Raw genomic sequence first — 26,988 nt, 5'->3', positions numbered from 1 at the left:
CAATCAACTCCTAAGCTTAGGATTAAATATTTCATCCATTCCACTGTTCATAATGTAAAGCGAAAAAGTAATCAAAGCTATTGCAATAGATGGAGAGATAAACGCCCACCAAGCACCAGATCTAACAGATTCAAAAAGCAATGCCCAAGAAAGCATAGTTCCAAGTGAAACAATATTACTTGGCCCCAAACCTAACATACTGATTCCTGCTTCATTCAATATTCCAGTTGCTACTTGTAAAATAAAAGCCATGAATATATATGACAAAATATAAGGCATTATTTCTCGAATAATTATTTCGACTGTACTTGCACCGTTTAACCTGGCAATATCTACGTGTTCTCTATTTCTTAAACTAAGGGTCTGTGCTCTAACAGCACGAGCAGTCCATGGCCAAGAAGTTATTCCGAGGACCAATCCCATAACACCTAAAGAACGGCTTTTTAAACTAACAGTTATAAGTATGAGTATTATAAAGGGAGGAATAACTAGGAATATATTGGTAATTGAATTCAATATATTATCAACAGTTCCACCTTTATAGCCTGCGAAGAGCCCTATAGTAATACCTATTGCGGTTGCAATAACTCCAGAAATCAAACCAATTATTAAGGATGATTTCATACCATGTATGAGTTCTACAAATACATCTCTACCAAAATTATCTGTTCCTAATAAAAAAGTTGAAGAAGGAGGTTCATACATGAATCCTACCATATCTAAAGGATCTTTTGTGGATACGGCAGGGTATATGAATGCTGTTAAAAATAAGAACATAAAAAGGCAAAAACCTATTATAAATTTTGGGGATTTTAAAAGCAGTTTTATTGTATTCATATTATCCCTCCTCCGTTTGTGCAGCTTTTATTCTTGGATCAATAAATCCATATACCATATCCAAAATAAAATTAGCGATAAGTACCATTAACGCAATTATTAAAGTAGAACCTTGTATCATTGGGTAATCTAATTGTCTTATCCCGTTGAATAGCCAAGTTCCAACACCAGGATATCCAAAAACAATCTCTGTAATCAACGCCCCTCCAATCATAGTTCCGAGACTGATGGCAAGACCGGTAATTTGAGGAAGCATGGCGTTTTTAAATACATACCTTTGAATCTTTTTATCTTTCATACCTAACATCTTACAGTAGGTAACATAATCTGTATTTAATTCATATATCGACATTTCTCGCATACCTATGGCTTGGCCCCCAATTGTAACTAATACAATGGAAATAAAAGGTAAAAAGTAATGATGCAATACATTTACAATAAATGTCCAACTCCATGAAGGTAGCAAAGTTCTGCTGTATCCACCGCCTATTGGGAACCAGCCTAAGTAAACTCCAAAAACATATAATAATATTATGGCTAATGCATAATATGGAATTGAATTAATGAATAATGCGACTGGAAAAATTGTTTTATCAAAAACTCCTTTTCTATATGCTGCCGCTGCTCCTAATAAGTTGCCTAAAATCCATCCGACAATTATCGCCGGAAATTGAAGAAATATAGTCCATAGAATCGCATTTCCTAATACTTCATTAACAGAAAGTGGATACAAACTAAATGAAGTTCCTAAATTACCTTTAAAGATGTTTCTTATATAATTAAAAAATTGAACTATAAGTGGCTTATCTAATCCAAATTCCTTAACAAAAGATTGATAAATTCTTTCCTGTGCTTCACTCGCAACATTTCCTGACATCATTTGACTAACGATAACCGAAATAGGATCTCCAGGGATTAACCGGGGAAGAAAAAAATTTAAAAATAAAGCAAGAAAAAAAGCAAGAGCGTACCACAATAATTTTTGTGTAAAATACTTTGCAAAGCCTTTCACATATTTCACCTCTTAAAAGTATATTTGAAAAAGTTAGTGGGGGCGTAACATTCCCCCACGAACTTTGCTTATTTAATTATAATTTTTTTACTTAGCAGGTTCTATATGCCATAGCATTTCCATTCCTGCTCCCACCAGAGGCATAGGAGGTGCATATGGATTTTCAGCATTTGCCCAACCTTTCCAGTAGGTTTCATTATATTCGTAGAAAACCCACGGTCTGTACATAAGAGGAATTATAGGAACATCTTGTCTATATATTTGGTCAAGTTCTGAATATAGTGATTTTAATTGATTTTCATCTGTAATTGTTGGTATCAAATCTATTAGTTGATCAGCCCATTCATTTTTGTATCTACCAAAATTACTGTAGGCCATCTTACCAACTTCAGGAACACCTTTTGAATAAAGGACTATCTGGAATCTCAACCATGGTTGAGCAGGTCCTGGAGAAGAAGGAGTCCACATTGTCATATCAAAGTTTCCATTTTGTCTGTGATCATAAGCTATTGGCATGTCTGGGAAGGAAGTTTGAATATCTATACCTACAGCTCTTGCTGATTGTGCGACTATTTGTAATGCGGCATTCCAATCTGTCCAACCATAAGGGGCTTCAACAGAGAATGGCCCAAGCCGTGTGCCATCTGGAAGTACGTATATTCCATCTCTACCTTTTGTAGCTCCTAATTCTTCTTCCAAAATTCTTACAGCTTCTTTAGGGTTATATTCCCAACCGTATTGTTTAACTAAGTTTTCATTGAAATACTTAGCTTCACCACCATAAGGCATAATAAGACTTGCTTGAACTTTTGGTGAATAATTTGACATTGCAAGTTCTGATATTCTTGCATAATTTATTGAATAAGCAATAGCTTTTCTAACTTCTGGCAAGCTCAACGGATATTTATTTACATTGAACCATAGTGATGGCATTGTTGCAGGTACATAGTAAGGTGCTTCTTTATACCATGTTCCGATGGGAAGTCCTTTTTTCTCCCACATTTCCCAAATTCTTGGAGTAAACTGTTGAGAAACATCTACTTCACCTTTTTCGAACGCTAAACTACCTTCATCATTGCTTTTGAAAATCGGATGAACTATGTATTTCGGAGCAGGTTTTTTCCCTCCGTGTAATGCTTCGTTACCCCAATAATTATCGACTCTTTCTAATATTATTGTTTCTGGGCTCTCATAGTAAACTCTGTAGGGACCTGATCCAACTGGATTTTCATTTCTGAATTGTCTTATTTTAGAGATATCATAACCATTCTCAGCTTCGACTTTTGACCAAATATGTTCTGGAATAATAAAAGTGGCTCCAATTGCATCTTCTATCATCAATCTGTTTGGATTATCTGGTTTCATTTCAAAGATAACTGTGTGATCGTCGACTTTGTAAACATCTTTTAGCCATTCCCAAACTTGTAACCCTACTGGATACTTTTGTCCAAACTTGTAAGAATAGACGACATCATCAGCTGTAACAGGCTTTCCATCGTGAAAATAAGCTTTTGGATTTATCTTAACTTCTAATCTTAAATTATCAAGCCATTTGTAAGATTCGCCTAAAATAGGAACATACTTACCATTGAGAAAATCCCATGTGAACAAAGGTTCATAAATCCAAATGTGCTGCCTTGGATCAGAAACAAAAGTCATTGGTGAACCAGCAAAAGGATTATCTGTTGTTGGAGGTCCCCATTGGAAACCAGCAACATATACGGCTTCTCCCCTTGGTATCTGAGTAACTTGACCAAACAGCATAGTCCCGAAGGTCAAAACCGTAAGTAACAAAAACACACCAACTACTTTTTTCATACCTTTTCACCTCCATCAGTTTTTCTTTCCTTTTTGGGAAAGTATTCCATATTCATGAAACAAAGCTTTACAAAGGAGGAACATCTCTGCTGATAAAAAATATTAATTTTAATTATTAATAATTAAATAAAAAAACAAAGTAAATTTAGGGAGATATCAGGCTCTATTTAAAAAAATGTATTTATTAAAATATTAATTTGAATTTCATATTTTAAATCTATTTTAATAATAAAATGAAACACGTTACATTGCAACAAAGATTACTTGGAGTTAGAGTCAATTAGAAGGGAATATATAGTTTTATTTAATAAAAACTATCCTTTTCTTAATTTTCTTATAGCTTTATAACTATTTAATTTTATTATAAACAAAAAGAGAATTAGACTACTTTATGTACAGTACAAATTTTTAATTAATAAAAGCAATATTGTCTATGTACATCCTTCCAGAAAAATCACTTTCAACATCAGCAAATACTATTATTATGTCCCTTAAAACGGTGTCTGGTCCAATAATCTTATTATCTGCTATGTCATTTAAATCAAAAGAAACTTTGAAATGATACAATCCATCTTCAGTTAATTCAGCATCTTCAAGTTTCTCTAAAGATATATCATAAGTTGTTGCTACTTGTGCCCAATAACCTAAAGTTGGTGGCGCAAAAGCTAAGTTTATAGATATAGCTCCTTTACTTGCTCGTTCTGGTTTTAAATAGAAATCAAAAGCAAACTTGTTGTTATCGCCACGAGTTGTGTTTATATTTGCAAGGATTAATCGCGGGGCACTAGCCCAACCATCTGCTGGTTTAACATCTGGATACGTTACTTCCCATGAAAGTGACTTTGAACCATTAGCGTTTTCTATAGTCAATGCACTTTTTACTCCTGATGGTCCGTCCCAATCCCAGCCTTGACGTGTACCATCTTCAAAATCAGAAGGCAATTTTGCAGCTCCTAAAGGAGCATGTTCTACTGGAGTTACCAATTTTTCACCAAATATAGCTATGTTGTCAAGAAAAATGGTATCAGCGTGATCTGTTCCAATAAAAAGAATTATGTTGGTTAATGTACTGTCATTAGGATCTGTAGCAATTGCCTCCAAGTTAGGTGCGTCTTCCATGGTAATACTCAATGTTGCCTTGTAAATGCCATCTTCTTGTTTCACAAAATCATTTTCAGTTAATTTTACAGCACGGTTAGGGTTGGACCATCCATGAGTTGAACTTTGTGGAACAGCAGCTATTGCAACAGTTGTTGGTTCTTCTACAAAAACATCTATTTGTAATTCTTCACAACCGAATATGTCCCTTCTCACTGTAGTGTTATCTGCTGAGATACGTGCATTCGACCAAAAATTACTTTCTGAAACATCGCTGTTAGAACCTAAACCTGATATTTTCAACTTTTTCTTTTCATTTTGAAGAGTCAAATTTTTGATAGGGCTATCATTGTTTATTACAAATCCTTGCGTTGTGCCATCGTTAAAATCCCATATAATACTTTTTGCACGATCAACGGGTTGATAAGGTATACCCTTAATACGTGCTCTTACATATTCACCAGATACACTGAGTTCATAAGGATCCCAAATCTGTTGTTCTCCTGGATCAAGAGTGGCAGCTTCATGTTGTCCACTGATAAATGGCCTAAAAGCGCCAGAAGTTTCGTTTTTATTTGTAAGTGACCAATTAACCCAACTAATATTATTCTTGTTTAGAAAACTGAGCCATTTATCAGATTCTTCTAGATATGGTCCACCATTTCCACTAGCTTCGCTTGTTCCCCACTCTGAAATAAAAACTGGTACCCTTTTTTCTAAAGCATATATTAAATTGCTCATCACATAATCGTTAGGATCCGGCTTATGAGTACCTGTATAAAAATGGGCTGCGTACACAGTATTAAAATCATCTATTGGATCATCTGCTGCTAAATCTGGTCTTTGACTCCAGTTCGGGTTTCCAACGATTATAAGATTTTCATTTCCTTTTTCACGAAGCATTTTAATAATTGGTTCTGCATAAGATTTGACAATTTGCCGACCTTCTTCGTTATTTGGAACACCTCCGTCAGGAATACCTCCATCATTACTACTAGGTTCATTACAGAGTTCATAGATGATATATGGGTCGTTAGGATAAAGATCTGAAATTTCGTCAAAGAAATCATAAGCTCCACTATAAATGTCGGCTAAAGGGTTACCTGGAATATGAACATGCCAATCTACTATTACGTACATATCGTATTTTTTTGCTAGTTCGATGCCTTTTATTACCCTTTCTTTCATCGTCTTTGGATCTTTAGCGTACCCATCTTCTCCCACATACATAGCCAATCGAATGACATTCGCTCCCCAATCATTTGAAAGGGCCGCAAAAGCATTATCGTTCAATATTTCTGGATACCACTGTAACCCATGAGTACTCATACCCCTCAGTTGAATCACATTTCCATTTTGATCTCCTATAGTTTTTATACCGTTGTGCTCTATAACCTGTAACGGCCCAGCAACTGATGGCTTAACAGCAAGTGGCACTAAAAGATAGGAATAATCAAACATGTCCTCACCCTTTGGTTGTTCGTTTTTTGCAATAGTCAAACACCCTGACACCATTACAAAAACAGAAACTACCACGAAAACATATACCGTCTTTTTCATCACCTTCAACTTTAATGCACCCCCTTACCATTTAAATACTTTTTGAAGCCAAGTTATTCATCTCGCCTTTTTACTTTCTTTACTATCCTTTACTTATTTAATTCTTTTTCCCACTATTTTTATATCGTTATAAATTTGCTTCTATATGATGTAAATATGCTCTTTAAAAGGCAATAAATCCATCACTACAAAACGTTAGTCTACTTTAGTTTGCTGGCCTTATATACACATCATCTATATACACAGTAGTTGGCACACCTTTTGGAGTATTTCCAAAATTAAATGAAAGCTTAGGAATATCATCTTCAGAAAGCGAAACGTTTACTGTAAATTCTTGCATTTCTTGGGTCAATTCTGCATACTTTTCACCATAAACAGTCCAACTTCCTCCTTCATGTTGAACCAAAACGAGAATATCCCTTGGCATATCTGCTCGTGCTTTGAAAGAAAGAATGTAGTTTCCTGCTTTCAGTTTAATAAATTGAGCTAGTTGAATAGACCATGTTTGATTGCCCAAAGCTTCAACATTCATCTTAAACTCTCCATTAGCAACAACTCCTGAAGCTTTTCCACCTTCTCCAACCCAGATATACCACTCGTTAGGAAATTCTTCCTGTTTATTTACGATATCTCTTTCAAAGTTTCCATTTACTACTTCTCCTTCACTATATGTGATTGATTCTTTCTTTTCTTTGATCATCTTTTCATATTCACAATCCCAGACCTCCAGTCCTGAAATAGTTCTTGGATCGGTGTCTTCATATACCCTGATGTAATCTACTTCCATACTTTGCGGGAAAACCGTTGTTTCATCAGGATAACCAGGCCAATTACCTCCAACAGCAACATTGAGTATGAAGAAAAATGGATGATCGAATACCCAATCTGCTTCACCTATCTCATATTTATTAACTACAAGATACAAATCATCATCAACATAAAACTCGACTTCATCATCATCCCATTCGATTGTAAAAACATGAAAATCATCATGGAAAGTTCCATTTTCCAAGATATAAGAAGATCCTACCCCAGGTCCACCTGAAATAGGACCATGAAGAGTACCATAGACAGTATTGGGTTGATACCCTAAATACTCCATTATATCTATTTCACCGCATGCTGGCCATGGATTGTAATCTATATCATTACCTAACATCCAGATAGCTGGCCAGATACCTTGACCAATTGGTAACTTAGCACGAACCTCTATCCTTCCATATTGCACTTCATATTTACCTTTTGTAACCATTCTGCTTGAAGTATAATCAAATCTTGTATTCATATCATAAACTGTTTCTTCTTTTGCTGTAATGATAAGTTTTCCATCTTCTATGAAAGCGTTTTTATCTGTATAATACTGTAGTTCATTGTTACCCCATCGATCAGGCACTCCATCTCCATCCCAATCAGGACTTCCAATTTCAAAAGTCCAAATATCAGGGTTTATACTATCAAAATTCTCTTCCCAAACTAATATCCAGTTTTCCACTTTATCTTCATCTTCTTCCGTTAGCCATCCTTCCTCTGGCAAGATTTCTTCACCTATTTTCCCTAATTCCACATTATCAATGTAATACACTCCATTATTCAAAAACCAAAATTCAAAACGAGCGTTTTCATCGGTATCTTGATACATTGTAAAATTCATTTCATAGCTTTGCCATTGGGGAGATAAGTCAAGTTGTTTTTGTGAATACGCAGTCCAACCTCTTGACGCTATTCCGCCTACTTTAATCATTAACGATTGCATACCTTCTGCTCTGGCATCAAATGTAATTCTATACTTACCTCCTCTTTCAATCTTTATAGGAGCTTGCAACAATTGAACAGACCATTGATTTGGGCCATGATCTAATACGTGAACTTTTAGGATTCCATTTTCGATTGTTGCACTTGCCTTTCCTTCCCCATGATTTAAAAATAATGACCAAGTACCTTCACTGTCAAGATATCCGATTTCATCAGGCTGATTTTGAGATAGCTCTTTTGTAAAACCTCCATTTTCTAACAAGTTAATGAATTCATTGTCACTACAAAAGGCTGTATTTCCTGTAGATACAAATAAAAACAGGCATAAAAAGAAAGCGCACAAACTTTTATTAATAACCCTTGCTTCTAACATCATTAAGAGAAACCTCCTTTTCCATATCTGTTATCCACTTTAAAAATTACAAAATCCTTATTATATGTATATTTTAGAGTTGATTCTTTTACAAAATACCTACACGCTTCTAGTCCTTACTAATTCCAAATTTCTTTACCTTTTTCGGTACTTGTAGCCAAGCAAGGGGGAAAGGGCTATGCCCTGGACCCATTTTAAATTCAAATGCTTATTTTCTGAAAATTATCATTTCTAAAGTACCTACATATCTATATTCATATTCATCAAGATCTTTCTTAATAGGTTGCAATGAATGAGACCAGTATTCCTTGTGTATTAGAGATTAATCCAAAAAAACTTCACCACCCAAATAATTAATCCAAATATATGGTGTTTTTACTATGGTTATTACATATTCCTTTTGGGTGTCATCGAAATATCCGTATTTCTAATCTATTCCCCAAATTTCTTATTTGTTTAGTAATTAGGTTAATAGCTAAAAATACAACAAAAAATTGATAAAGAAACAAAAAATTTAGGTTACATATTATTATCTAATTAGATAATAATATGTAACAATTTACATTTCAATCATAATAGGCTCTATTTAGAATCGATTATAAAAAATTATTTTAATTTATTTAAAATAATCTTCGTTTTTTGCATCTTTTCTTAAAATTCACTTTTTCAAAGTGTATTAATCCGCTCTCAATATTTAATCAAATCAATTTAGCACTTGACATGGAGGTAACTCCAAGGTGTATGATGGAAATAATACAAGGAGAGTATCAAATTAAAAACCTGAAAAATTGATATTTTATTAGCTATTGAAGAAAGTGCAACATTAGATAAAATAAAGTATATGGTAGTCAGTGCTTGTGTTGATTTTGATCCATGGATTCCTTTAGTAAATGGGCACATATAGAAGGTACTTCCAGTAATTACTATTTTCACTCTTACAGTTACAGGCTCTGAAATGAATGGAGAAGGAACCAGATAATTATTGGGTGCAAGCGAAGCTGATGTTGTCTTTTTCATGGCCTTATCCTTCTAACACCCAGATGGTTAGAATATTATCTCGATGAAAACACAGTTGAAAGATACTATCAATTTGGAACAAATGTACTTGAAATTGATACTAATATGGAACCAATTGATGTGGCAAAAAGATATTGAGGGAATCTTTAGAATGTGTCTATGATAATATGGATAATATGAGGGGGTAAAATTAGATGAACAAAGAAAAAGATTCTATTAGAAATATGTATGTTATAATTTTTGGAATAACTTTGATAGTAGTTTTAGGTATAGCAGGTTTAACGCCTGTGCTTCCTTTAATAAAAAAAACCTTTGATGTTACCGAACAACAAATAGGTCTTTTTATAGCTTTTTTTAATATTCCTGCTATTTTTCTAACTCCTGTGTTTGGAATCTTAGCAGATAGATATGGAAGAAAAAAGTTTTTAGTTCCTCTGCTCTTTTTATGTGCTATTTCTGGTGTGTTAAGTGGTTTTACCAACAATTTTAATGTTTTGCTCTTTCTGAGATTACTAAATGGGGTTGGAGCGGGTGCTTTAGGAGCTTTAAACATCACTCTTATAGGAGATCTTTTTAATGGTGAAGAAAGATTAAAAGTTATAAGCTATAACGAAATTGCAGCAAACTTAGGATTTGCATTATTTCCCGTTTTTGTTGGGTTATTGGCTCTTTTAAGTTGGCGATTTCCTTTCTTTTTATTTATATTGGCTGTTCCAATAGCTATTTTTACTTTAATATACTTAGAAGATTCCAAACACGAAAAAACTGAAAGTTTTACAGGATATTTCTCCGAACTATTCAGAACATTGAAAGATATTAAAATACTACTTATTTATCTGGCGGGTTTTTCAACTTTTTTCTTTTTTAGTGGAGCTTATTCAACGTATTTTCCATTTTTATTAGAAAACAATTTTGGATTTACTCCCCTAATTACTGGATTTTTGATGATGATCGTATCTTTTTCAGCTGCAGTTACTTCTTCTCAAATAGTTAAACTTAACAAAAGATTTACTGGCAAATGGTTACTAACTCTATCTTATCTTTTTTTTGGTTTTGCACTTTTATCAATGATACTCTCAAAAAATGTAATAGGGCTAATTATTTCACTTATTCTTTATGGAATCGGACATGGTATAAATCTGCCTAGCTTACATTTATTAACTATCGATTTAACTAATCAAAAAAGTCGTGGAGCCGCTATTTCTTTTAGAGAAGTATGTTTTAAAATTTCAGGATCTATATCTCCAATAATGATGGGATCGCTATACAGTGTAAGCGGATTAAATTTAATTTATTTATTTTCAGGATTTTATTCTTTGATGTTTTTTGTGTTCCTGTTTTTTACATTTAAAAAAATATAAAATTAAATTTAATTATTGTATGAAAATTTTTAGAAAGAAAGTATAGGTTTTTAAGGAAAAATAAGTTAAGTTCTGTGCATTGAAATTTCTGAAGACAGTATTTTTCTTAAAAAACTACGGAGGAATTACCTCCGTAAAGAAAGAAAAATATACTATCTTTTCTTTTTCAAGAATGAGAGGTATATGCGGCTTTAAAAAAATATAAGATCCATTTTTTTATCTAATAACATTTTATTATGAAACATGTTACAATGCAAATTTAAATAATTATATTTAACGGAAGATAGAAGAAAATATTCAAAAATATTTAAACAAATTATTCATTTTTATTGGTATTTAAAAGGTAATGTAAAATATTTTGTGCAAGAAAGGCCCCATTTTTTTTTATTTTTTGTCTAAATGATATAATCTTATAATGAAATTAAAGAAAAGAAGTCCAATAAACATCCCAGATATTTTTCAAAAACTCTAAAAAAGCAAAACTGGAGACTTTTCTAAAGGTTATTTGGCTTATTATTTAGTTATTAGTGTTTTTAATGTATTTGGCTTGATACTTGTTTTATCTTCTTTGGTTGCTATTGGAGGTCGTAACTGGAGAATTTTTTTGAAATTTAAAGGTGGAAAAAAGGCATGGCTAAAACGAGGGGTATACTGTTTGCTTCTAAGTACGAGGTAAGTAATACTTTTCTTTGTTCTTTATTTAATCATTACTTTATGGCCATTGGTATTGTTATGACTGTTTTCTTAGTGTGGTTATGTTCATTATTTCCTATATTTAATTTCAATTCAATGTTGATTTTTCTTCTTTTTTATTGATTCTGATAAAACATTATGAAAATTTCAAAAAAATATTAAGGGAACTAAATATAAGATAAATGAAATGATATAAAAGAAATAAACGAGGGATCAGGATGATTTATAAATACGTATCTTTTAGTATTTTAAGTGGGGTTACACTCTATTTATTTGTTCTAACCGCAGTGTATTCTGTGAGAAATAATTTTTTTGTATTTTTTATTTTGTTGTTTCTATCTCTTGGGATAGTTTATTCGATTTTTGAAGAATCAAAAAACTTAAAAAAAATCAAGAACAAAAAATTTAACTTTCAATTTTTATCTTTTATATCAGTCGTAATTGGTGGACTAAGTGCGTATATACTGAACATATATTTGAATCAAGGAGCTATAATTGCGGCAAGCATTGTTGGAATTATAGGGGCACTTTTTGTTAACGAAAAAGCTATTCCAATTTATACAGGAGCATTTGTAGGTATGGTTTCTCCAGAACTTTTACATGATTTTTACCATATTTTGATTGCTTGCATTATAGCTGGTTTCATTTTTGAGTTAGCAAAAGATGTTTTCAATGGAATTGGAGGAAAGTTGGGAACAATTGCTTTTAGCTCTTGGATACTTCTTTTTATTACTTCAAATTTAAAAATTATTAATCCAGTTATTACCCATGTTGTAGGTTATGAAATATTTTTAATAAGTTTGGTAGGTGTTTTATCTACCTATTTTTTGCATATTTATATGAAAAAAGATTTAGTTGGATCATCTGCATTAGTAAGTTTGTTGGGGGCATTACTTTTACCTGAAATATTTCCACAAAGCGGAGAGAATTTATCTGTACTTTTGATGGCGGCAACTTTTGCTGGTATGAGTTCTGATGATAGAATAGGAAATTTTTATGAAATTTTTTTGGTTACCTTCTTCGTCGCCCTTTTCTTCATTTACAGTTATACCCATTTGGGCGGTGGAGGAGGAAAATTAGGAACTATTGCCTTTGGTTGTGTTTTAGGTTCTAAGGGAATAATAAAAATAGTAAAAACCATGTATAGGTATAAAATAAAGAATTGATACACTTATGATTTTAACAATTTTTTCAAATGAATTGCTTCTCTGTTTTTGTTTTTAGTTTTTTAGACTAAACATCTTTACTTTTCTTTAATTCGGTAGGTTCTTTTTTAAATTTTCATCGGTTCTTTTACCTATTATTTCTTTTGGTAAAAAAGGCCTTTGAAAAATAATGGAATATTTCTTTCTTGGAAAATAGGTATTTGAAGGTTTAATAAGATATTCAATTTTAAATTTGGGCGTTTAAAAATATTCAAATCTTATTTTTAGAAACTTTTTAATTTCTAAACTATCTAAAAGAAACAAAGGCATGGTATCGTTTCAAAGAAATTTAGTTGTGTTCTAACCAATTCTTTTCACGGACATTCAATATGCTAAATATTGACAAAATATTTTTTTAGTGATATAATCTTTCCTGAAGTTTGAAGTTATTTATTTGAAAAGAATCTTGAAGTATAAAAGAGACAGTAATTCCGGGTTAGCTCAACGGCAGAGCGGGTGGCTGTTAACCACTAGGTTGGGGGTTCGAATCCCTCACCCGGAGCCATTTTTCATCCCCTCGATTTTCTTTTTGAAATATTAAGGGACCTATATAGGTCCCTTTTCTTTTTTGAAAAAAGTAATTAAGTTTAAAGGTATGGTATAATATTTAAAATAAGAATAGTGAGTAGATGCTTTAGAAATAAAAATTTTTGGAAAAGTTGGGAAATAAAATTATGAATTTATTGTTTTTAAAATACTTTGTTTGTGATATAAAGCTCGTGTAATTGTCGCGTTGCAGAAGGAAAATTGTGAACTCAGATAAAACTGTTAAATAAGAGAATAAAGATCGATTTCCTAAAATTTTTAATTACTAAATTACTATAAGAGGTGATAATTTTGAATACACCTGTGTTTTCTAAAACTCTGAAGAAAGCAAAAGATGAGTTTGACAAAATACATAATTTTTTAGTTAGAGATCCCGTTGTTAAAGAAACACTTTTTACTTCTAACTCTAAAGTTTATACTTTCTTAAGAGTTTTAAACGTCTTTTTTTCTTTTGTCGTTTTTATTCCCATTATTGGTAGCTTTTGGAATTTCAACTTTCCACATTTTCTTGGCTATCTTTTAAGTGCATTTGGAGTTTATTTGACGTGGATATTTGAATGGGTAACCAAATCTACAATTCTTGAAGAAATACGAACAATAACCATAATACAAATTAGTTTGCATAGTGTTTTTGGGATGTGGTTCGAATTTTACAATAATATTGAAATTTATGATTTTATTTTACATGTAACAGGGGGAGTTTGGCTTGTATTTTTAATATTTCCGATAGTAATGGGAACAGAATTGATTTGGACGAAGATGAAAATGCCTTTTTTTTATTTAAAAGTCCTTGTTATAACAATATCGATAGTAATGACCTTGGGTGTATTTTGGGAAATAAGTGAATTTGTTTCTGATTTAATGTTTAGAAATTATCCGGGATATAGACTTGCTCAAGAAGATAGCCTTTTTGACACAATGACTGATTTTATAGGGAATTTTTTGGGGGCGATTATAGGATCTCAAATTTTTTGGTATACCTTAAAAAAGTTAAATACATCAAGAGATATAGATTCTCTTTTAGAAAGAATGGGCTCTTCGCTTAGGGATTATGTAAATTCCTTATAAATTCAAAGGCATATTTTTAAAAAAATTTTTCTAAAGTGTTTAAAATATCAATATAAGTTGGTACTAAAAGGATTAATATATTTCGAATTATTTAAAGCATAGAAAGGAGAAAAATGACGAATAATATCGATGACATATATGAAATATTGGATATGTATGAATCAGTAATGAGTTTGGTATCAGGTGCGATAATCAGAATGGATATTTCAAATGGAAGAATAATATTTTCTAATAATTTAAAGAATATTACTGGTTTGGGGAGCGATGAATTACCACGTAATGTTAACGAATTAAAAGCCTTGTTAGTCGAAGAAGATTTCGAAAAGTTATTAAATACCATTCATAATGTTGAATATAATACGGAATGGAATATAAGGGTTAAATTGAAAAAAGAAAGAGAGGGTTATGATGTTTTTGATTTGATAGGAAAAAAAGAAAAAAGAGAATTAAAAGACTTTGTTTATTTTGTTGTTAGAAATCCCAATCAAAATTTTGGTATATTTAGTCCAGATTTACTGTTTCCAAAAGATTTTTTTGATAATTCTACAGAAGCAATAGTCATTACAAATAGTCAAAACGAAGTTGTAAGGGTGAATAAATATTTTGTGGATATGACTGGATATAGTATGGAGGAAGTGTTAGGTAAAAATCCGAGCTTTTGGTCTTCTCAAATGCATGATAAAGAATTTTATGAAAAAATGTGGAGAGACCTTAAAACAAAAGGCTTTTGGAGTGGAATAATTTGGGATAAAAAGAAAAATGGCGAAATTCTCGCGTTGAGATCAAATATATTTGAAATAAGAGGAGCAAATAATCAATTAGTAGGTTATATAGCAATAAATTCTGATGTTACAAATAGGATTCAAAAAGAAAATGAATTAATTAAAAAAGTAAAGTATGATCCTATTACGAATTTACCCAACAAAAATCACTTATTAGAATATATAAATGAGGTCTCTTCGAAAAAATTAACGAAAAATAATTTTTCATTATTGTTAATAAAAATTTATGAGTATCACGAATTATTCGATGCATATGGTGCAGAAAAAGCTAATTTTGTGATAAAAAAGATTGCAGATAAAATAACCAAACTTTTAGAAAAGGAATTTTATTTAGCAAGATATTCTGATGAAGAGTTTTCAATATTTGGCGAATTTGAAAATATAGATCAAATTCAAAATTTAGCTGATAGTTTAATTAAAATTTTATCTGAACCAATTCTGGTTTTAGGTGAAAAAATATACGTAAAAGTTAGTATAGGAATTAGTATTTATCCTAAGGATTGTCAAAGTCTTGAAGATATAATAAATAAAGCTCGAATAGCTTTAAGTAGGTCGTTAGAAGGAAATTACTCTTTTTATTCTAAAGAAATATCTAACCATATCAAGTCTGAAAAAACATTGGAAGTTCAACTATATGAAGCTTTGAAAGATAATCATTTTTTCTTGCAATATCAACCACAGGTTTCTTATGAAAGTAAAACAATAATTGGTGCTGAGGCTTTGATTCGGCTGAAAAATATAGATGGATCTGTTAATCTACCGCTTTCTTTCCTAAGAGTAGCTGAAAAAAAGCGGCTTTTAGATAAAATTGACGAATATGTTTTAAAAAAAGTTATTAAAGCGATTAAAGAAATTAATAGAGAAAATAGTAAAAAAGAGGTTAGAATTTTTTCAAACGTGTCTAAAGATTTTTTTGACAGAGAAGATTTTGTGAATATAATTTATAAAATATTATTAGATAATGATGTGGATCCTAAATATTTGGGCATAGAACTGACAGAAAATATTTTTATTAGAGATTTTTATTCTGCTCAAAAAAAGATAAAATCACTAAAAGAAATGGGTGTAAAAATAGCTTTAGATGATTTTGGAACCGGGTATTCTTCTTTGTCATATTTGAGTAAACTTGATATTGATAAAATAAAAATAGATAAAAGTTTTATGGACAATCTTTTTCAAAGTAGCCAATCTAAGAAATTAGTATCAACGATCATTTATTTAGCCAAGAGTTTGGATATGGAAGTTATCGCAGAAGGAGTTGAAAGCTCGGAACAATTAGAATTTTTAAAAGAGAAAGAATGTTATGAAATACAAGGATATTATTTTAGTCCGCCAGTTTCGTTAAGTGAATTTAAAAAGTTATTATATAATCATTCGAAAATATAGAGAGTTTATAAACGAATATTTTCTAAAAATAAGCATTTGAATTTATGATGGGTCCATGGCGGAGCCCTTTTCTACCTGGCTACAAGTACCGAAAAGGTTAAAAAAATTAAGAATTAGTAAGGTTTAGAACTGATGAAGTATTTTGTAAAAATCAATTCTAAAGCATATATATAATAAGGATTTTAGAATTTCTAAAGTGAGTATAAGTCAAGTTTTTAAGGAGGTTGAAATAATAATTGATAATAATGTAAAAGAAAGGATAAAAAATATACAAATTGAAATGAAAGAAATAATTGGAGATAAACACTTATATATCGCTTTTTCTGGAGGTATGGATAGTACTGTAGTAGCCTTACTTGCAAAAGATACTTTAAAAAAAAATAGAATTACTTTGGTAAATGTTTGTTTTGGCGCTTATTCTTATTCTAAAGGTCTTGAAGCTGTTTTAAGTGTAGCTACTCAATTAGGTATAAGGCTTTTTTTTGTACGTGGCGAGGAAGAGCAAGAAAGTATTATGTATCACGGTCCCAACTGCAATCAATGTACAAGGGTCGTCAAAATAGGTAAAGTTAAAGAGTTTTCGTATAAAGGTATAATTGCTTCAGGAGCAAATAAATCTGATTCATGGGGAAATACAGGCATTAAATTTTTAGATGGAATATATTCTCCACTTATAAATTTGAATAAAGATGAAATAAAAGAGATTTTGGATTATTATGAATTCACCATCCCAAAAATTGGAGAAAACAATATCAGAGAAGGATGTAAATATAAACATTTATTAAAGATGTCTGTTAGTAATATTTATCATTCACGTGCAGATGTAATTGCTAATGAAATAATTCATGATGTGTTAGATTTCTATGATGTGAAAAGAGAAATTGCAAATGTGAAAATAATCGGACCTTTATCTAAGAACGTTGCTTTAATAAATATAAAACCGTTACCTGATCGAAAAATTTTAACAGAAATATTATCTATATTGGAGAGAGAGGAAAGTATAGATTTTGTAGATATTGTTGATAAGCCTTTGAAATTAAAAATTCTTGCAAATCCCGGAATTTATAACAACGATGAATCAAAGTATTGGGTCTTAAATGGCAGATTAGCTCCTGAATTTGCTATGCCCATATCCGCTGAATGGATTAAAAGTACTAATAAAAAACTTTGGACTTTTGCAGTTATTGATTATGAAAAATTAGACAAATAAATAATACTTCCTTAAAAAAGGAAGTATTATTTTTGGTCGGGACGACTGGACTTGAACCAGCGGCCTTTGGTTCCCGAAACCAACGCGCTACCAACTGCGCTACGCCCCGAAAAATAAAGTCTATATTTTATTTTACCATATTTTCTTTTGAATGTGAATTGCTTAAATGGAATCGCAATTCGCATGTATAATTAACAAAATTTCGTCATATCATGGAATGTTGTTATAAAGGTTTATTGTTTAGTATTTTTTCTATTTCTTGTATAACATCATCGGTTAGTTTTTCTTTAATTTCTGAAGCTTTTATATTTTCTTTTACTTGTTGTGGATTACTTGCTCCTGTTATGACAGTGCTTACATTCGGATTTTTAAGTATCCATGCTATAGCGAGTTGAGCCATTGTTGCGTCTAAGTCGACGGCAATTTTGGTTAGCTTTCTTACCTTTTCGATATTTTCTTTGGATAACAAGCCATTTCTTTCTATATCTTCTTTCAAACCTTTAAACTTTGCAAGTCTGCTATTTTCTGGAATTCCTTCATTATATTTTCCTGTCAAGACACCACTTGCTAATGGACTCCACGTTGTTAATCCTAAACCATATTTTTCGTAAAGGGGCTTAAATTCTTTTTCTACCTTTTCTCTAACAAACATATTGTATTGAGGCTGTTCCATACTTGGAGCGATTAAGTTTCTTTTATCGGCAATTGTATAGGCTTCTTCTAACTGTTTTGCATTCCATTCAGAAGTTCCCCAGTAAAGAGCTAACCCGTTTCTGATAATATAATCCATTGCAAATACTGTTTCTTCTATAGGTGTCGTTGGGTCGGGACGATGACAAAATATAAGATCAACATAATCTAACTGTAATCTTTTAAGAGAATTCCATATTCCTTCTAAAAGATGCTTTCTTGAAATTCCTATATCATTTGGCCCTTTTCCACCCCAAAATATTTTCGTTGAAATTACAAGGTCTTCTCGTTTATATTCTTTTATAGCCATTCCCATCAGGGATTCAGAAAGTCCGTTTGCATAAGCTTCTGCATTATCAAAGAAATTGACTCCGTTTTCAAAAGCTGTTCTTAAGCATGCTTTTACTCCTTCTGTATCAAGTTGATTTCCAAAAGTCAACCAAGAACCAAAAGAAATTTCACTAACTTTGATTCCTGCTTTTCCAAGATTGTTGTATTTCATTATATTCCTCCTTTACGAAATAAATTTTACTGTCTTTAGAAATTTTGAAGTTTCTCTAAACCCGTTATAAATTCAAACGCTTATTTTTCAAAACACTTCATTTGTGAAATTCTTAGAAATAAGTTAGTTTATTGTACTTACTTTATTATATCACATAAATAGTTTGCAAAAATATTTAATTCAATATGGTATAATTTTTAGTAAATAATTCAAAAAAGAAGGAATATAATGTATTATTTGTCGATTTTATTTTTAATACTTATTATTTTAATAGCTTATGTTTATTGGCATGGTATAAGAATAGCTATTTATATAAGAAGGATGGATAAAAATAAAGATAAAGTAAGAATATTCCGACCACCGAAACCAAATTATGTAATATTGAGTAGATTTAAGGAGAATTTACTTGAAATAGCATTAGATTGTTTAGAAAAGGAGATGGAAAAAAACGAAGTTTTAAGTGTTTTTATAGAACAGATTCCAGTTTTTTTGAAAGCGGATTCTTGGAGTTTTTTATTGACGCCGGAAAATGATGAGTGGAGATTTTTAAGTTGGAACAAAAATTTAGATTTTTTACCGTTAGATCAGATTGCCAAGTCTGTCAAAGACAAAGGTAAACATATAAAAATTATATTGGAAACTAAAAGGTCGCTGTTTTATAAAGATATTAAAAAGAATGACTTTTGGGACAATTCTAATGCAGTAACAATTTCATGGATGGGAATTCCAATATATGTAGATGGGCAAATTGTAGGAGTTTTGAACATAGACTGGTTTAAAAAGCGAAAAGTATCTAAATCGGAAATAGAACTTTTAGAAACGTTTTCAAAGGAAATATCAAGAATTCTAACAAAAATATTTAGGTTAAATGACTTGTTATTGAATTCTAATTTGGACCCTTTAACAGAAACTTATAATAGAAGAGCTCTAGAAAAATATCTCCAAAATCATAATGTACCTTCCCACCTTGTAGGGGTAGTTTTTTTAGATATAGACAACTTTAAAGAAATTAACGATAATTTTGGCCATATTATAGGAGATCAGACGCTTAAAATAATAGTAAAAAGGATTAGGAACGTAATAGATTCTAAAGATATTATTTTTAGGTATGGTGGGGATGAATTTGTATTGATATTAAATAACATAAAAATTAAAGAAGACATTGAAAAAATATTGAAAAGAATAAAATCTTTTGTGAGCGGCCCTATTACTTTTGGGGAAGTTTCATTAATAGTGTCTTTTAGTGCGGGTTATGCAGTTGTACCCGAAGAAGCTGCTAATATTCAAAAAGCGATTGAGATAGCAGATAAAAAGATGCTTCAGGAAAAATAACATGAAAGGGAGTGATCTGAATAGGAATGTGGCTTATAGTTTTGCTTGTTTTGTCGGTTGTTTTCATAATTTTTGCCACTGCTAAATTAACTCTTCATCCTTTCTTAGTTTTGCTTTTTACTGCCGTTTTATTTGGCTTATTTTCTGGAATGAATTTAACAGATATTATTGATTCTATTACGAATGGTTTCGGTGGAACTTTAGGGAGTATAGGGATAGTTATAGCTGCTGGTACCATTATAGGTACTTTTCTTGAAAAATCAGGTGGCGCATTTAAAATGGCTGAAGCTACTTTAAAACTTACAGGAGAAAAAAGAGTTCCTTTGGCTATGGCTATTATTGGTTACATCGTTTCTATTCCTGTTTTTTGTGATTCGGGTTTTGTTATCCTATCTCCTTTGAATAAGGCTATTACCAAAAAAGCAAAATTTTCTCTTGCAACAACCGGTCTTGCTTTAAGTTTAGGGTTATATGCTACCCATACTATGGTGCCTCCGACTCCTGGGCCTATAGCTGCTGCTGGTATTTTGGGTGCGGATTTAGGACTTGTTATTTTAATTGGGCTAATCGTTTCTGTTCCTTCAATGCTTGTTGGTGTTTTCTATGCTAATAGAATGGGAAAAAGAATTTACATAGAACCAGAACCAGAATTAAGTGATAAAGAAATACAAGAAAGAACTAAAAAAGCTCCTTCTACTTTTAATTCTTTTATGCCTATAGTACTTCCAATAATTTTAATACTTTTGAAATCAATCTCTGATTTTCCTACAAGACCTTTTGGAGACGGTGCAATAAGAACTTTCTTTGGATTTGTGGGTAATCCAGTAATAGCATTAATGATAGGGGTATTAATAGCTTTTACGTTACCTAAAAAATTAGATAAAAAAATGTTATCTTCTAGTGGATGGGTTGGAGAGGGATTATTAAATGCTGCTTCAATTATTTTGATCACTGGAGCAGGTGGAGCATTTGGTAGGATTCTTCAAAATTCTGGGATTGCTGATGTATTAGGAGAAAGTTTAGCGACCATTAATTTAGGTATATGGCTCCCATTTATTGTTGCTGCAGCGATAAAATCTGCTCAAGGTTCTTCTACTGTATCTATAATAACAACTGCCTCATTAATGGCACCACTCATGGGAACTTTAAATTTAACGAGTCCTGTAGCTATTGCGTTGTCTGTGGTAGCTATTGGTGCAGGTTCAATGGTTGTATCTCATGCTAATGATAGTTATTTTTGGGTTGTATCACAATTTTCAAAAATGAGTGTAAATCAAGCTTATAAACTTCAAACAGTAGGAACATTGGTAGAAGGTCTTACAGCAGCGATTATAATCTGGATAATGAGTCTGATAATTTTGTAAGGGGTTGATTTTTTGAAAAATTTAGGGGAAGATGCAATTAGAATTATAAATAACTCTATTGAGTCTGTTTTACCAGATAAGGCTGTAAGAGAAGAGATTGAAAAGCTGAATTTCAACGGCAATGTATACTTAGTCGCTATTGGTAAAGCTGCATGGCGAATGGCTAAGGCAGCAAAAGATTCACTTGGGGATAAAATAAAAGATGGAATAGTTATCACAAAATATGGTCATTCAAAAGGGAAAATAGAAGGTTTAAAAATATATGAAGCAGGACATCCTATACCGGATGAGAATACAATAAATTCAACTAAAAAAGTTGTTGAGTTAGTTATGAATTTAGGGCAAGAAGATACTATATTATTTTTAGTTTCGGGAGGAGGCTCTGCACTTTTTGAACTTCCTGTAGAAGGGATAAGTTTGGAAGAACTAAAAAAAATGACGGATTTATTGCTTAAATCAGGGGCAAATATTGTAGAAATAAATACTATAAGGAAACGTCTTTCTCAAGTAAAAGGTGGGAAGTTTGCAAAGTTAGTGGAGCCAGCAAAAATCTACTCGCTTGTGCTCTCGGATGTTTTAGGAGATAGGTTAGATAGTATAGCCTCAGGACCCGCTTATCCTGATTCTACTACAGTTAAAGATGTGGAAGAAATTATTGATAAGTATAAGTTAAATCTTTCCGAACATGTTATAAACGCTTTAAAAAAAGAAACTCCAAAAGAATTGAATAACGTTGAAACAAGAATTATAGGAAGTGTGTCAAAAGTTTGTGAAAGTGCAGAAAAGATCGCTAAAAGTTTAGGATACAATACTTTGATTTTGACAACAACATTAGATTGTGAAGCAAAAGAAGCGGGATCATTCTTAGCTTCAATTGCAAGAGAAGTCAAAGAAAAAAATCGGCCTCTAAAAAAACCTTGTGCAGTAATATTGGGAGGAGAAACAGTCGTACATGTTAAAGGTAAAGGGGTTGGTGGGAGAAACCAAGAATTAGTACTTTCCGCAGCTAAGGGTATAGTTAATTATGAAGATATTATAATTGTTTCAGTGGGGACTGATGGAACGGATGGGCCAACAGATGCTGCTGGTGGCATAGTGGATGGTATGACTGTGAAAAGATTGATAGAAAAAAATATAGATATAGAAGAGGTCCTCAATAATAATGATTCTTATCATGCATTGCAGAGTATAGATGGTTTAGTTATAACCGGTCCTACAGGAACTAACGTAAATGATTTGACTTTTATATTATGTAGTTAATTTAAGTTTTTGTATAAATTCATAGGTTAGCCTTGCTGTAAGACCCCAGATAATATAATCTTCATAGATGTAAAAATAAACAGGGTATTTACCTATACGCCAGTTGTAATTTTTACCGTTGGGGATAAGTTCGTAAGGAAACCCTTCATCCGTCTCATTTGTTAAGTAAGTATCGTGTTTCAAGGGATCGTGATTTAGGAAATAATCCAAAGGTATGGTAAATATTTTTTCTACTTCTTCATTGGGTTTTATTTTATTGACATCTACTTTTAAAAATCCAACATAAGAATATATTAAATAATTAAAGGGAGTTAGCAGATAATCTGCAGCTCCTATTAAATCTATATTTTCTGGTTTTAAATTTAATTCTTCACAACATTCCCGTATAGCTGCTTCTTTTTGGGTTTCGTTCCTTTCAATTTTTCCTCCTGGAAAAGATATTTCTCCAGGCTGCCTTTCTAAATTCTTAGATCTAAGCTCATATAATATATGTAAAGTTTCATCTTTTTCAACTAAAGATATTAAAACTGAAAAACAGTTTTCGACACCAATAGGTTTGGGAATATAATTGCTAAAAATATTTTTAATTTTGTTTATATCCATGTAATCACCATATCTACCAAAATCTTTCTGTCAATAATTTTGCAATGGCTTCTAAGAAATTATGATCGTCACTGTCAAAAGATGCTTTATTATGGCTGTCTATATCAATTTCTCCCACGATCTTTCCTTTTTTATCAAAAATAGGAACAACAATTTCAGATTGCGTTTTGGGACTACAAGATAAGTAATTATCTTCTTTACTTACATCATCCACTATAAAAGTGGTTTTGGTACTCGCCGCCTGTCCACATATACCTTGACCAAATTTTATCTTTGTGTGTTCAGTAGGTTCTCCTACAAATGGACCTAATGTAAGGGAGTCTTTTTCTTTTTCATCCACAAGATAAAAACCCACCCAATTGTAATATGGTATCCTTTCAGCTAATAGTTCACAAATTATTTTTAGAACCTGGTTTCTATCTTTATAATTTTTGTCTGTAATAATTGTTTTTATTTTATCGTACAATATCCAAAAGTCAGCCTTTTTTTTATTAGGAGAAGTAAAATTTATAAAAGTTGTTATCGCCTCTTCTATGATCTTTCTTGGGTTTATTTTGTCTTTGTTGAAATACAAATATAATATATCTACGACGATTATTGTTCCTTTAAAAGAGTCTAAAAATAAATATGGTTTGTCACCTAAAAAGACACTCAAATAAACTGCAAAATCTCCCCTATTTAGTTGAAACTTTTCGGAATATTTCGTCAAGTCTTCTATAATATCTGATTTTAAATTTCTTATAATCTCCTGTTTATACCAAAAAGCTTTATCTAAATCTCTTCTTCCTATCTCTTTCAGTTTTTTGACAATATCTTCATCTTTTAAGTTTGTTTTTTTGACGTATATATCAACAAAATCAAACAATTTTTTATAACTTTTCCAAAAATCTTCCCAATTTTCTTTAGGATAAGTTAATATTTCAAAAAAATCATCTGTAAAATCTCTGAAGACACTTCTCATTAAATTTTATCCTCCCTTTTACTTAAAAAATACCCACTTTAGAAATTACAAAATCCTTATTACATATATGTTTTAGAATTAATTTTTTTACAAAATATCTCCTCAGTTCTAATCCTTATTAATTCCTAATTTTTTAACTTTTTCGGTACTTGTACCGAGAGAGGGGGGGAGGGCTCCGCCCTGAACCCATTTTAAATTCAAAACCTTATTTTCTAAAAATCTTTATTTATAAAATGCTTCTGCAATTCTAATTTTGACAAATTAACTTTTTTTTAAGTTCTTTACTACGCATATCGAAAGAGAGAGGGTGGGCTCCGCCCTGGACCCATTTTAAATTCAAAAGCTTAATTTTTAGAAAATTTTCATTTTTAAAGTTCCTAACTTAAAAAAGTTATCTACTTTAAAAATTGTAAGACTTAAGTTTTGTCAATGTTTTAGTTTTAAATTTTTTCAAAAATATCTCTATAAATCTAATTCTTACTAACTACGAATCTCTTTAAGTTCGTTGGTATTCATACCGACGTATAGGAGGAGAGTTCCACCCTGAATTGACTTAAATTTAAGAGTTTAATTTTCAAAAATCTTCCTTTCTAAAGTCCTAACTTAATCTCTCATTTAAAAAATTATATCAAAATTACTTTACAAAAAAATATAAAAAACCACCTTTATTAAATAAATATAATAAAAAATCAGGTGGCTTTAATTGGTGCCGAGGGCGGGACTTGAACCCGCACGAGTTCATAACTCATAAGATTCTGAATCTTACGCGTCTACCACTTCCGCCACCTCGGCAAAAATATTTAATTTATTCTTTATAAATTATACTACGATAAACATTAATTGTAAATACTAAAGAACTTACAAAAAATATTATAAAGTTAGCTTAACGAACTATTAGAAATTTAACTTTTTATAAATTATATATTAACTATATCAATGTTTTTGCGTTACTTTATAAGTATTAAATATTGTTTGAAGTATATAATTTAATGCTTTCAAAAATTATAGGAGGTTGGATAAATTGGAATTAACGCACCTTATTAGAACAGCAGCAAAATTATTAGAAACTCCATTTTTGGTTCTTGATACTTCTTGTGTCAAAGAGAACTATTTTAGATTGAAGAATTCAATAAATAACGTTGAAATTTTTTATGCGGTCAAAGCGAATTCTCATTCAAGTATCTTAGAAACATTGAGAGATTTAGGATCTTCTTTTGATGTGGCTTCAAAAGGAGAAATAATAAAGTTGATGGACATAGGTGTTTCTACAGATAAGATGAGTTTTGGAAATACTATAAAGAAAGAGAAAGATATAAAGTTTGCTTGGGAAAATGGAGTTGAGTATTTTGCTGTGGATTCTGAAATGGAAGTTGAAAAAATAGCTAGGAATGCTCCAGGTGCAAAGGTATATGGAAGGTTGGCAATGAGTTCCAATGACTCTGAATGGCCGCTTTCTGGTAAATTTGGTACGGATGCCGATCATTTAATAGATATCTTAAAATATGCGAAAAGAAAAGGATTGGTTCCATACGGTGTTTCTTTTCATGTTGGTTCTCAATCATATAATAAATATAAATGGAAGGAAGCTATATTAACTGCGAGCGAAGTATTTGAAAAACTTCATAAGGAAAGAATCGATTTAAAAATGTTAAATTTGGGTGGCGGAATACCTGTACAACATACGAAACCTGTTCCATCGGTTGAAGAAATAGGTGCAATAATAAATGAATCAGTAAATGAATATTTAGGTTGGGTTGATGGATTGAGAGTCATTTCCGAACCCGGTAGATCCATGGTAGGAAGTGCTGGTATAACTGCCTCAAGGGTGCTTTTAAGAAGTAGAAAAGGAACTCAAACATGGGTATTTTTAGATGTTGGAGTTTTTCATGGTTTGATGGAAACTATAGAAAATTTCAGATACGAAGTAGTAGTTGAGGGGAAAGAAAATTCTGAGACTATGACCATGACATTAGCCGGGCCAACTTGTGATAGTGTAGATACGATATATGATGAAATTGACCTTCCTATTGATATTGATTATAGCGATATTGTTTATTTTATTAACACCGGAGCTTATACTAATGAATATGCGACATATTTTAATGGAATAGAACCAGTAAAAGTTTATACTGTACAAGAATTAGAAGAAATGTTGAAAGGTGAATTTTTGGAAAATACAGAAAGAGTGTAACAGAAGCATATAAGTAAGGTTATCAAAAAGTGGGTGCATAAGCATCCACTTTTTTATTTAATATTTAAAAAAATATTTTAGATTATTTATAGGGATTTTAGAACTTTAGAAATGAGAATTTTCTAAAAATAAGTTTTTGCATTTAAAGTAAATTCAGGGCGAAGCCCTCTCCCCAACTCTTTGGTACAGGCACCAAAAAGTTAAAAAATTCATAGTCAATAAAGATTATAGTTATGGAGGTATTTTATGAAGAGTTGAACAATGAACTATTGATAAAATATGAATTTTAGAATTTCTAAAGACAGTATAGAGTATTTAGAAAAGGAATTTTTAAATTTATACGAGCCTTTGGGATTTTAAAAAGAGC

The 26,988-nt window shown here is 31.3% G+C and carries 18 protein-coding genes, 3 tRNA genes and 1 pseudogene; 11 read left to right on the top strand and 11 right to left on the bottom strand.

The annotated features are described in order from the left end of the window. Positions 1–3 precede the first annotated feature (3 nt). The 6 genes from X924_RS03165 to X924_RS03140 all read right to left on the bottom strand — a co-directional run bounded on the left by X924_RS03165 (position 4) and on the right by X924_RS03140 (position 9,467). Positions 4–837: an ABC transporter permease gene (locus X924_RS03165; RefSeq protein ID WP_121957500.1), complete on the bottom strand. Its 834-nt coding sequence runs from the start codon at positions 835–837 to the stop codon at positions 4–6. Position 838: 1 nt separating this feature from the next. Then, entirely contained in the window at positions 839–1,849 is a 1,011-nt protein-coding gene (locus X924_RS03160; protein ID WP_121957499.1) for an ABC transporter permease, read from the bottom strand. An 87-nt stretch (positions 1,850–1,936) separates the two neighbouring features. Continuing rightward, entirely contained in the window at positions 1,937–3,667 is a 1,731-nt protein-coding gene (locus tag X924_RS03155; protein ID WP_121957498.1) for an ABC transporter substrate-binding protein, read from the bottom strand. A 408-nt stretch (positions 3,668–4,075) separates the two neighbouring features. Beyond that, complete coding sequence (locus X924_RS03150; protein WP_121957506.1) at positions 4,076–6,325, bottom strand: carbohydrate-binding domain-containing protein; 2,250 nt, start codon at positions 6,323–6,325, stop codon at positions 4,076–4,078. 205 nt (positions 6,326–6,530) lie between these two features. Beyond that, positions 6,531–8,453 carry a family 16 glycosylhydrolase gene (locus X924_RS03145; RefSeq protein ID WP_158245299.1) on the bottom strand — a complete coding sequence of 641 codons (1,923 nt, stop codon included), beginning with the start codon at positions 8,451–8,453 and terminating at the stop codon, positions 6,531–6,533. A gap of 705 nt (positions 8,454–9,158) precedes the next feature. Next, on the bottom strand, positions 9,159–9,467 hold the full coding sequence (locus X924_RS03140) for a hypothetical protein (RefSeq protein ID WP_121957497.1): 309 nt from the start codon (positions 9,465–9,467) through the stop codon (positions 9,159–9,161). A 194-nt stretch (positions 9,468–9,661) separates the two neighbouring features. On the opposite strand from X924_RS03140, the gene X924_RS03135 reads away from it, so the two are divergent. From X924_RS03135 to X924_RS03105, 7 genes and pseudogenes are all read left to right on the top strand, one after another. Next, positions 9,662–10,828, top strand: coding sequence for an MFS transporter (locus X924_RS03135; protein ID WP_121957496.1), 1,167 nt, complete (start codon positions 9,662–9,664; stop codon positions 10,826–10,828). A gap of 496 nt (positions 10,829–11,324) precedes the next feature. Next, positions 11,325–11,504, top strand: a pseudogene (locus X924_RS10460) (acyl-phosphate glycerol 3-phosphate acyltransferase); the annotation flags it as partial. Positions 11,505–11,739: 235 nt separating this feature from the next. Next, positions 11,740–12,687, top strand: coding sequence for a hypothetical protein (locus X924_RS03125; protein ID WP_121957494.1), 948 nt, complete (start codon positions 11,740–11,742; stop codon positions 12,685–12,687). Between the two features lie 469 nt (positions 12,688–13,156). Then, a tRNA-Asn gene (locus X924_RS03120) sits at positions 13,157–13,231 on the top strand. 323 nt (positions 13,232–13,554) lie between these two features. After that, complete coding sequence (locus tag X924_RS03115) at positions 13,555–14,340, top strand: hypothetical protein (RefSeq protein WP_233186569.1); 786 nt, start codon at positions 13,555–13,557, stop codon at positions 14,338–14,340. A 113-nt stretch (positions 14,341–14,453) separates the two neighbouring features. After that, positions 14,454–16,508 carry a GGDEF domain-containing phosphodiesterase gene (locus X924_RS03110; RefSeq protein WP_121957493.1) on the top strand — a complete coding sequence of 685 codons (2,055 nt, stop codon included), beginning with the start codon at positions 14,454–14,456 and terminating at the stop codon, positions 16,506–16,508. Positions 16,509–16,704: 196 nt separating this feature from the next. After that, positions 16,705–17,718 carry an ExsB family protein gene (locus tag X924_RS03105; RefSeq protein ID WP_233186568.1) on the top strand — a complete coding sequence of 338 codons (1,014 nt, stop codon included), beginning with the start codon at positions 16,705–16,707 and terminating at the stop codon, positions 17,716–17,718. A gap of 33 nt (positions 17,719–17,751) precedes the next feature. Here X924_RS03105 and X924_RS03100 read toward each other — a convergent pair. Both X924_RS03100 and X924_RS03095 read right to left on the bottom strand, forming a co-directional pair. After that, positions 17,752–17,827 (bottom strand) — tRNA-Pro (locus tag X924_RS03100). A 114-nt stretch (positions 17,828–17,941) separates the two neighbouring features. Beyond that, positions 17,942–18,910 carry an aldo/keto reductase gene (locus X924_RS03095; protein WP_121957492.1) on the bottom strand — a complete coding sequence of 323 codons (969 nt, stop codon included), beginning with the start codon at positions 18,908–18,910 and terminating at the stop codon, positions 17,942–17,944. A gap of 228 nt (positions 18,911–19,138) precedes the next feature. On the opposite strand from X924_RS03095, the gene X924_RS03090 reads away from it, so the two are divergent. From X924_RS03090 to X924_RS03080, 3 genes are read left to right on the top strand one after another with little or no spacing between them, the layout of a single operon-like run. Continuing rightward, positions 19,139–20,242, top strand: coding sequence for a sensor domain-containing diguanylate cyclase (locus X924_RS03090; protein ID WP_121957491.1), 1,104 nt, complete (start codon positions 19,139–19,141; stop codon positions 20,240–20,242). 26 nt (positions 20,243–20,268) lie between these two features. Further along, positions 20,269–21,606 carry a GntP family permease gene (locus tag X924_RS03085; protein WP_233186567.1) on the top strand — a complete coding sequence of 446 codons (1,338 nt, stop codon included), beginning with the start codon at positions 20,269–20,271 and terminating at the stop codon, positions 21,604–21,606. A 12-nt stretch (positions 21,607–21,618) separates the two neighbouring features. Continuing rightward, positions 21,619–22,866 (top strand): glycerate kinase, encoded by a 1,248-nt coding sequence (locus X924_RS03080; protein ID WP_121957489.1) that lies wholly within the window; start codon positions 21,619–21,621, stop codon positions 22,864–22,866. On the opposite strand, the gene X924_RS03075 is transcribed toward X924_RS03080, so the two are convergent. The 3 genes from X924_RS03075 to X924_RS03065 all read right to left on the bottom strand — a co-directional run bounded on the left by X924_RS03075 (position 22,855) and on the right by X924_RS03065 (position 25,222). After that, positions 22,855–23,469 carry a CoA pyrophosphatase gene (locus X924_RS03075; protein WP_121957488.1) on the bottom strand — a complete coding sequence of 205 codons (615 nt, stop codon included), beginning with the start codon at positions 23,467–23,469 and terminating at the stop codon, positions 22,855–22,857. The two genes, X924_RS03080 and X924_RS03075, sit on opposite strands and share 12 nt — an antisense overlap. Before the next feature lie 13 nt (positions 23,470–23,482). After that, a complete protein-coding gene (locus X924_RS03070; RefSeq protein WP_121957487.1) occupies positions 23,483–24,430 on the bottom strand; it encodes a GAF domain-containing protein in 948 nt (315 codons plus the stop codon). Between the two features lie 704 nt (positions 24,431–25,134). Then, positions 25,135–25,222 (bottom strand) — tRNA-Leu (locus X924_RS03065). Between the two features lie 229 nt (positions 25,223–25,451). On the opposite strand from X924_RS03065, the gene X924_RS03060 reads away from it, so the two are divergent. Continuing rightward, complete coding sequence (locus X924_RS03060) at positions 25,452–26,621, top strand: type III PLP-dependent enzyme (protein ID WP_121957486.1); 1,170 nt, start codon at positions 25,452–25,454, stop codon at positions 26,619–26,621. Positions 26,622–26,988 lie beyond the last annotated feature (367 nt).

The organism is Petrotoga sp. 9PWA.NaAc.5.4 (assembly GCF_002895485.1).
Taxonomy (GTDB): domain Bacteria; phylum Thermotogota; class Thermotogae; order Petrotogales; family Petrotogaceae; genus AZRK01.
Note: the sequence above shows the minus strand (reverse complement) of the source record. Positions and strands in the feature narration are given on the sequence as shown.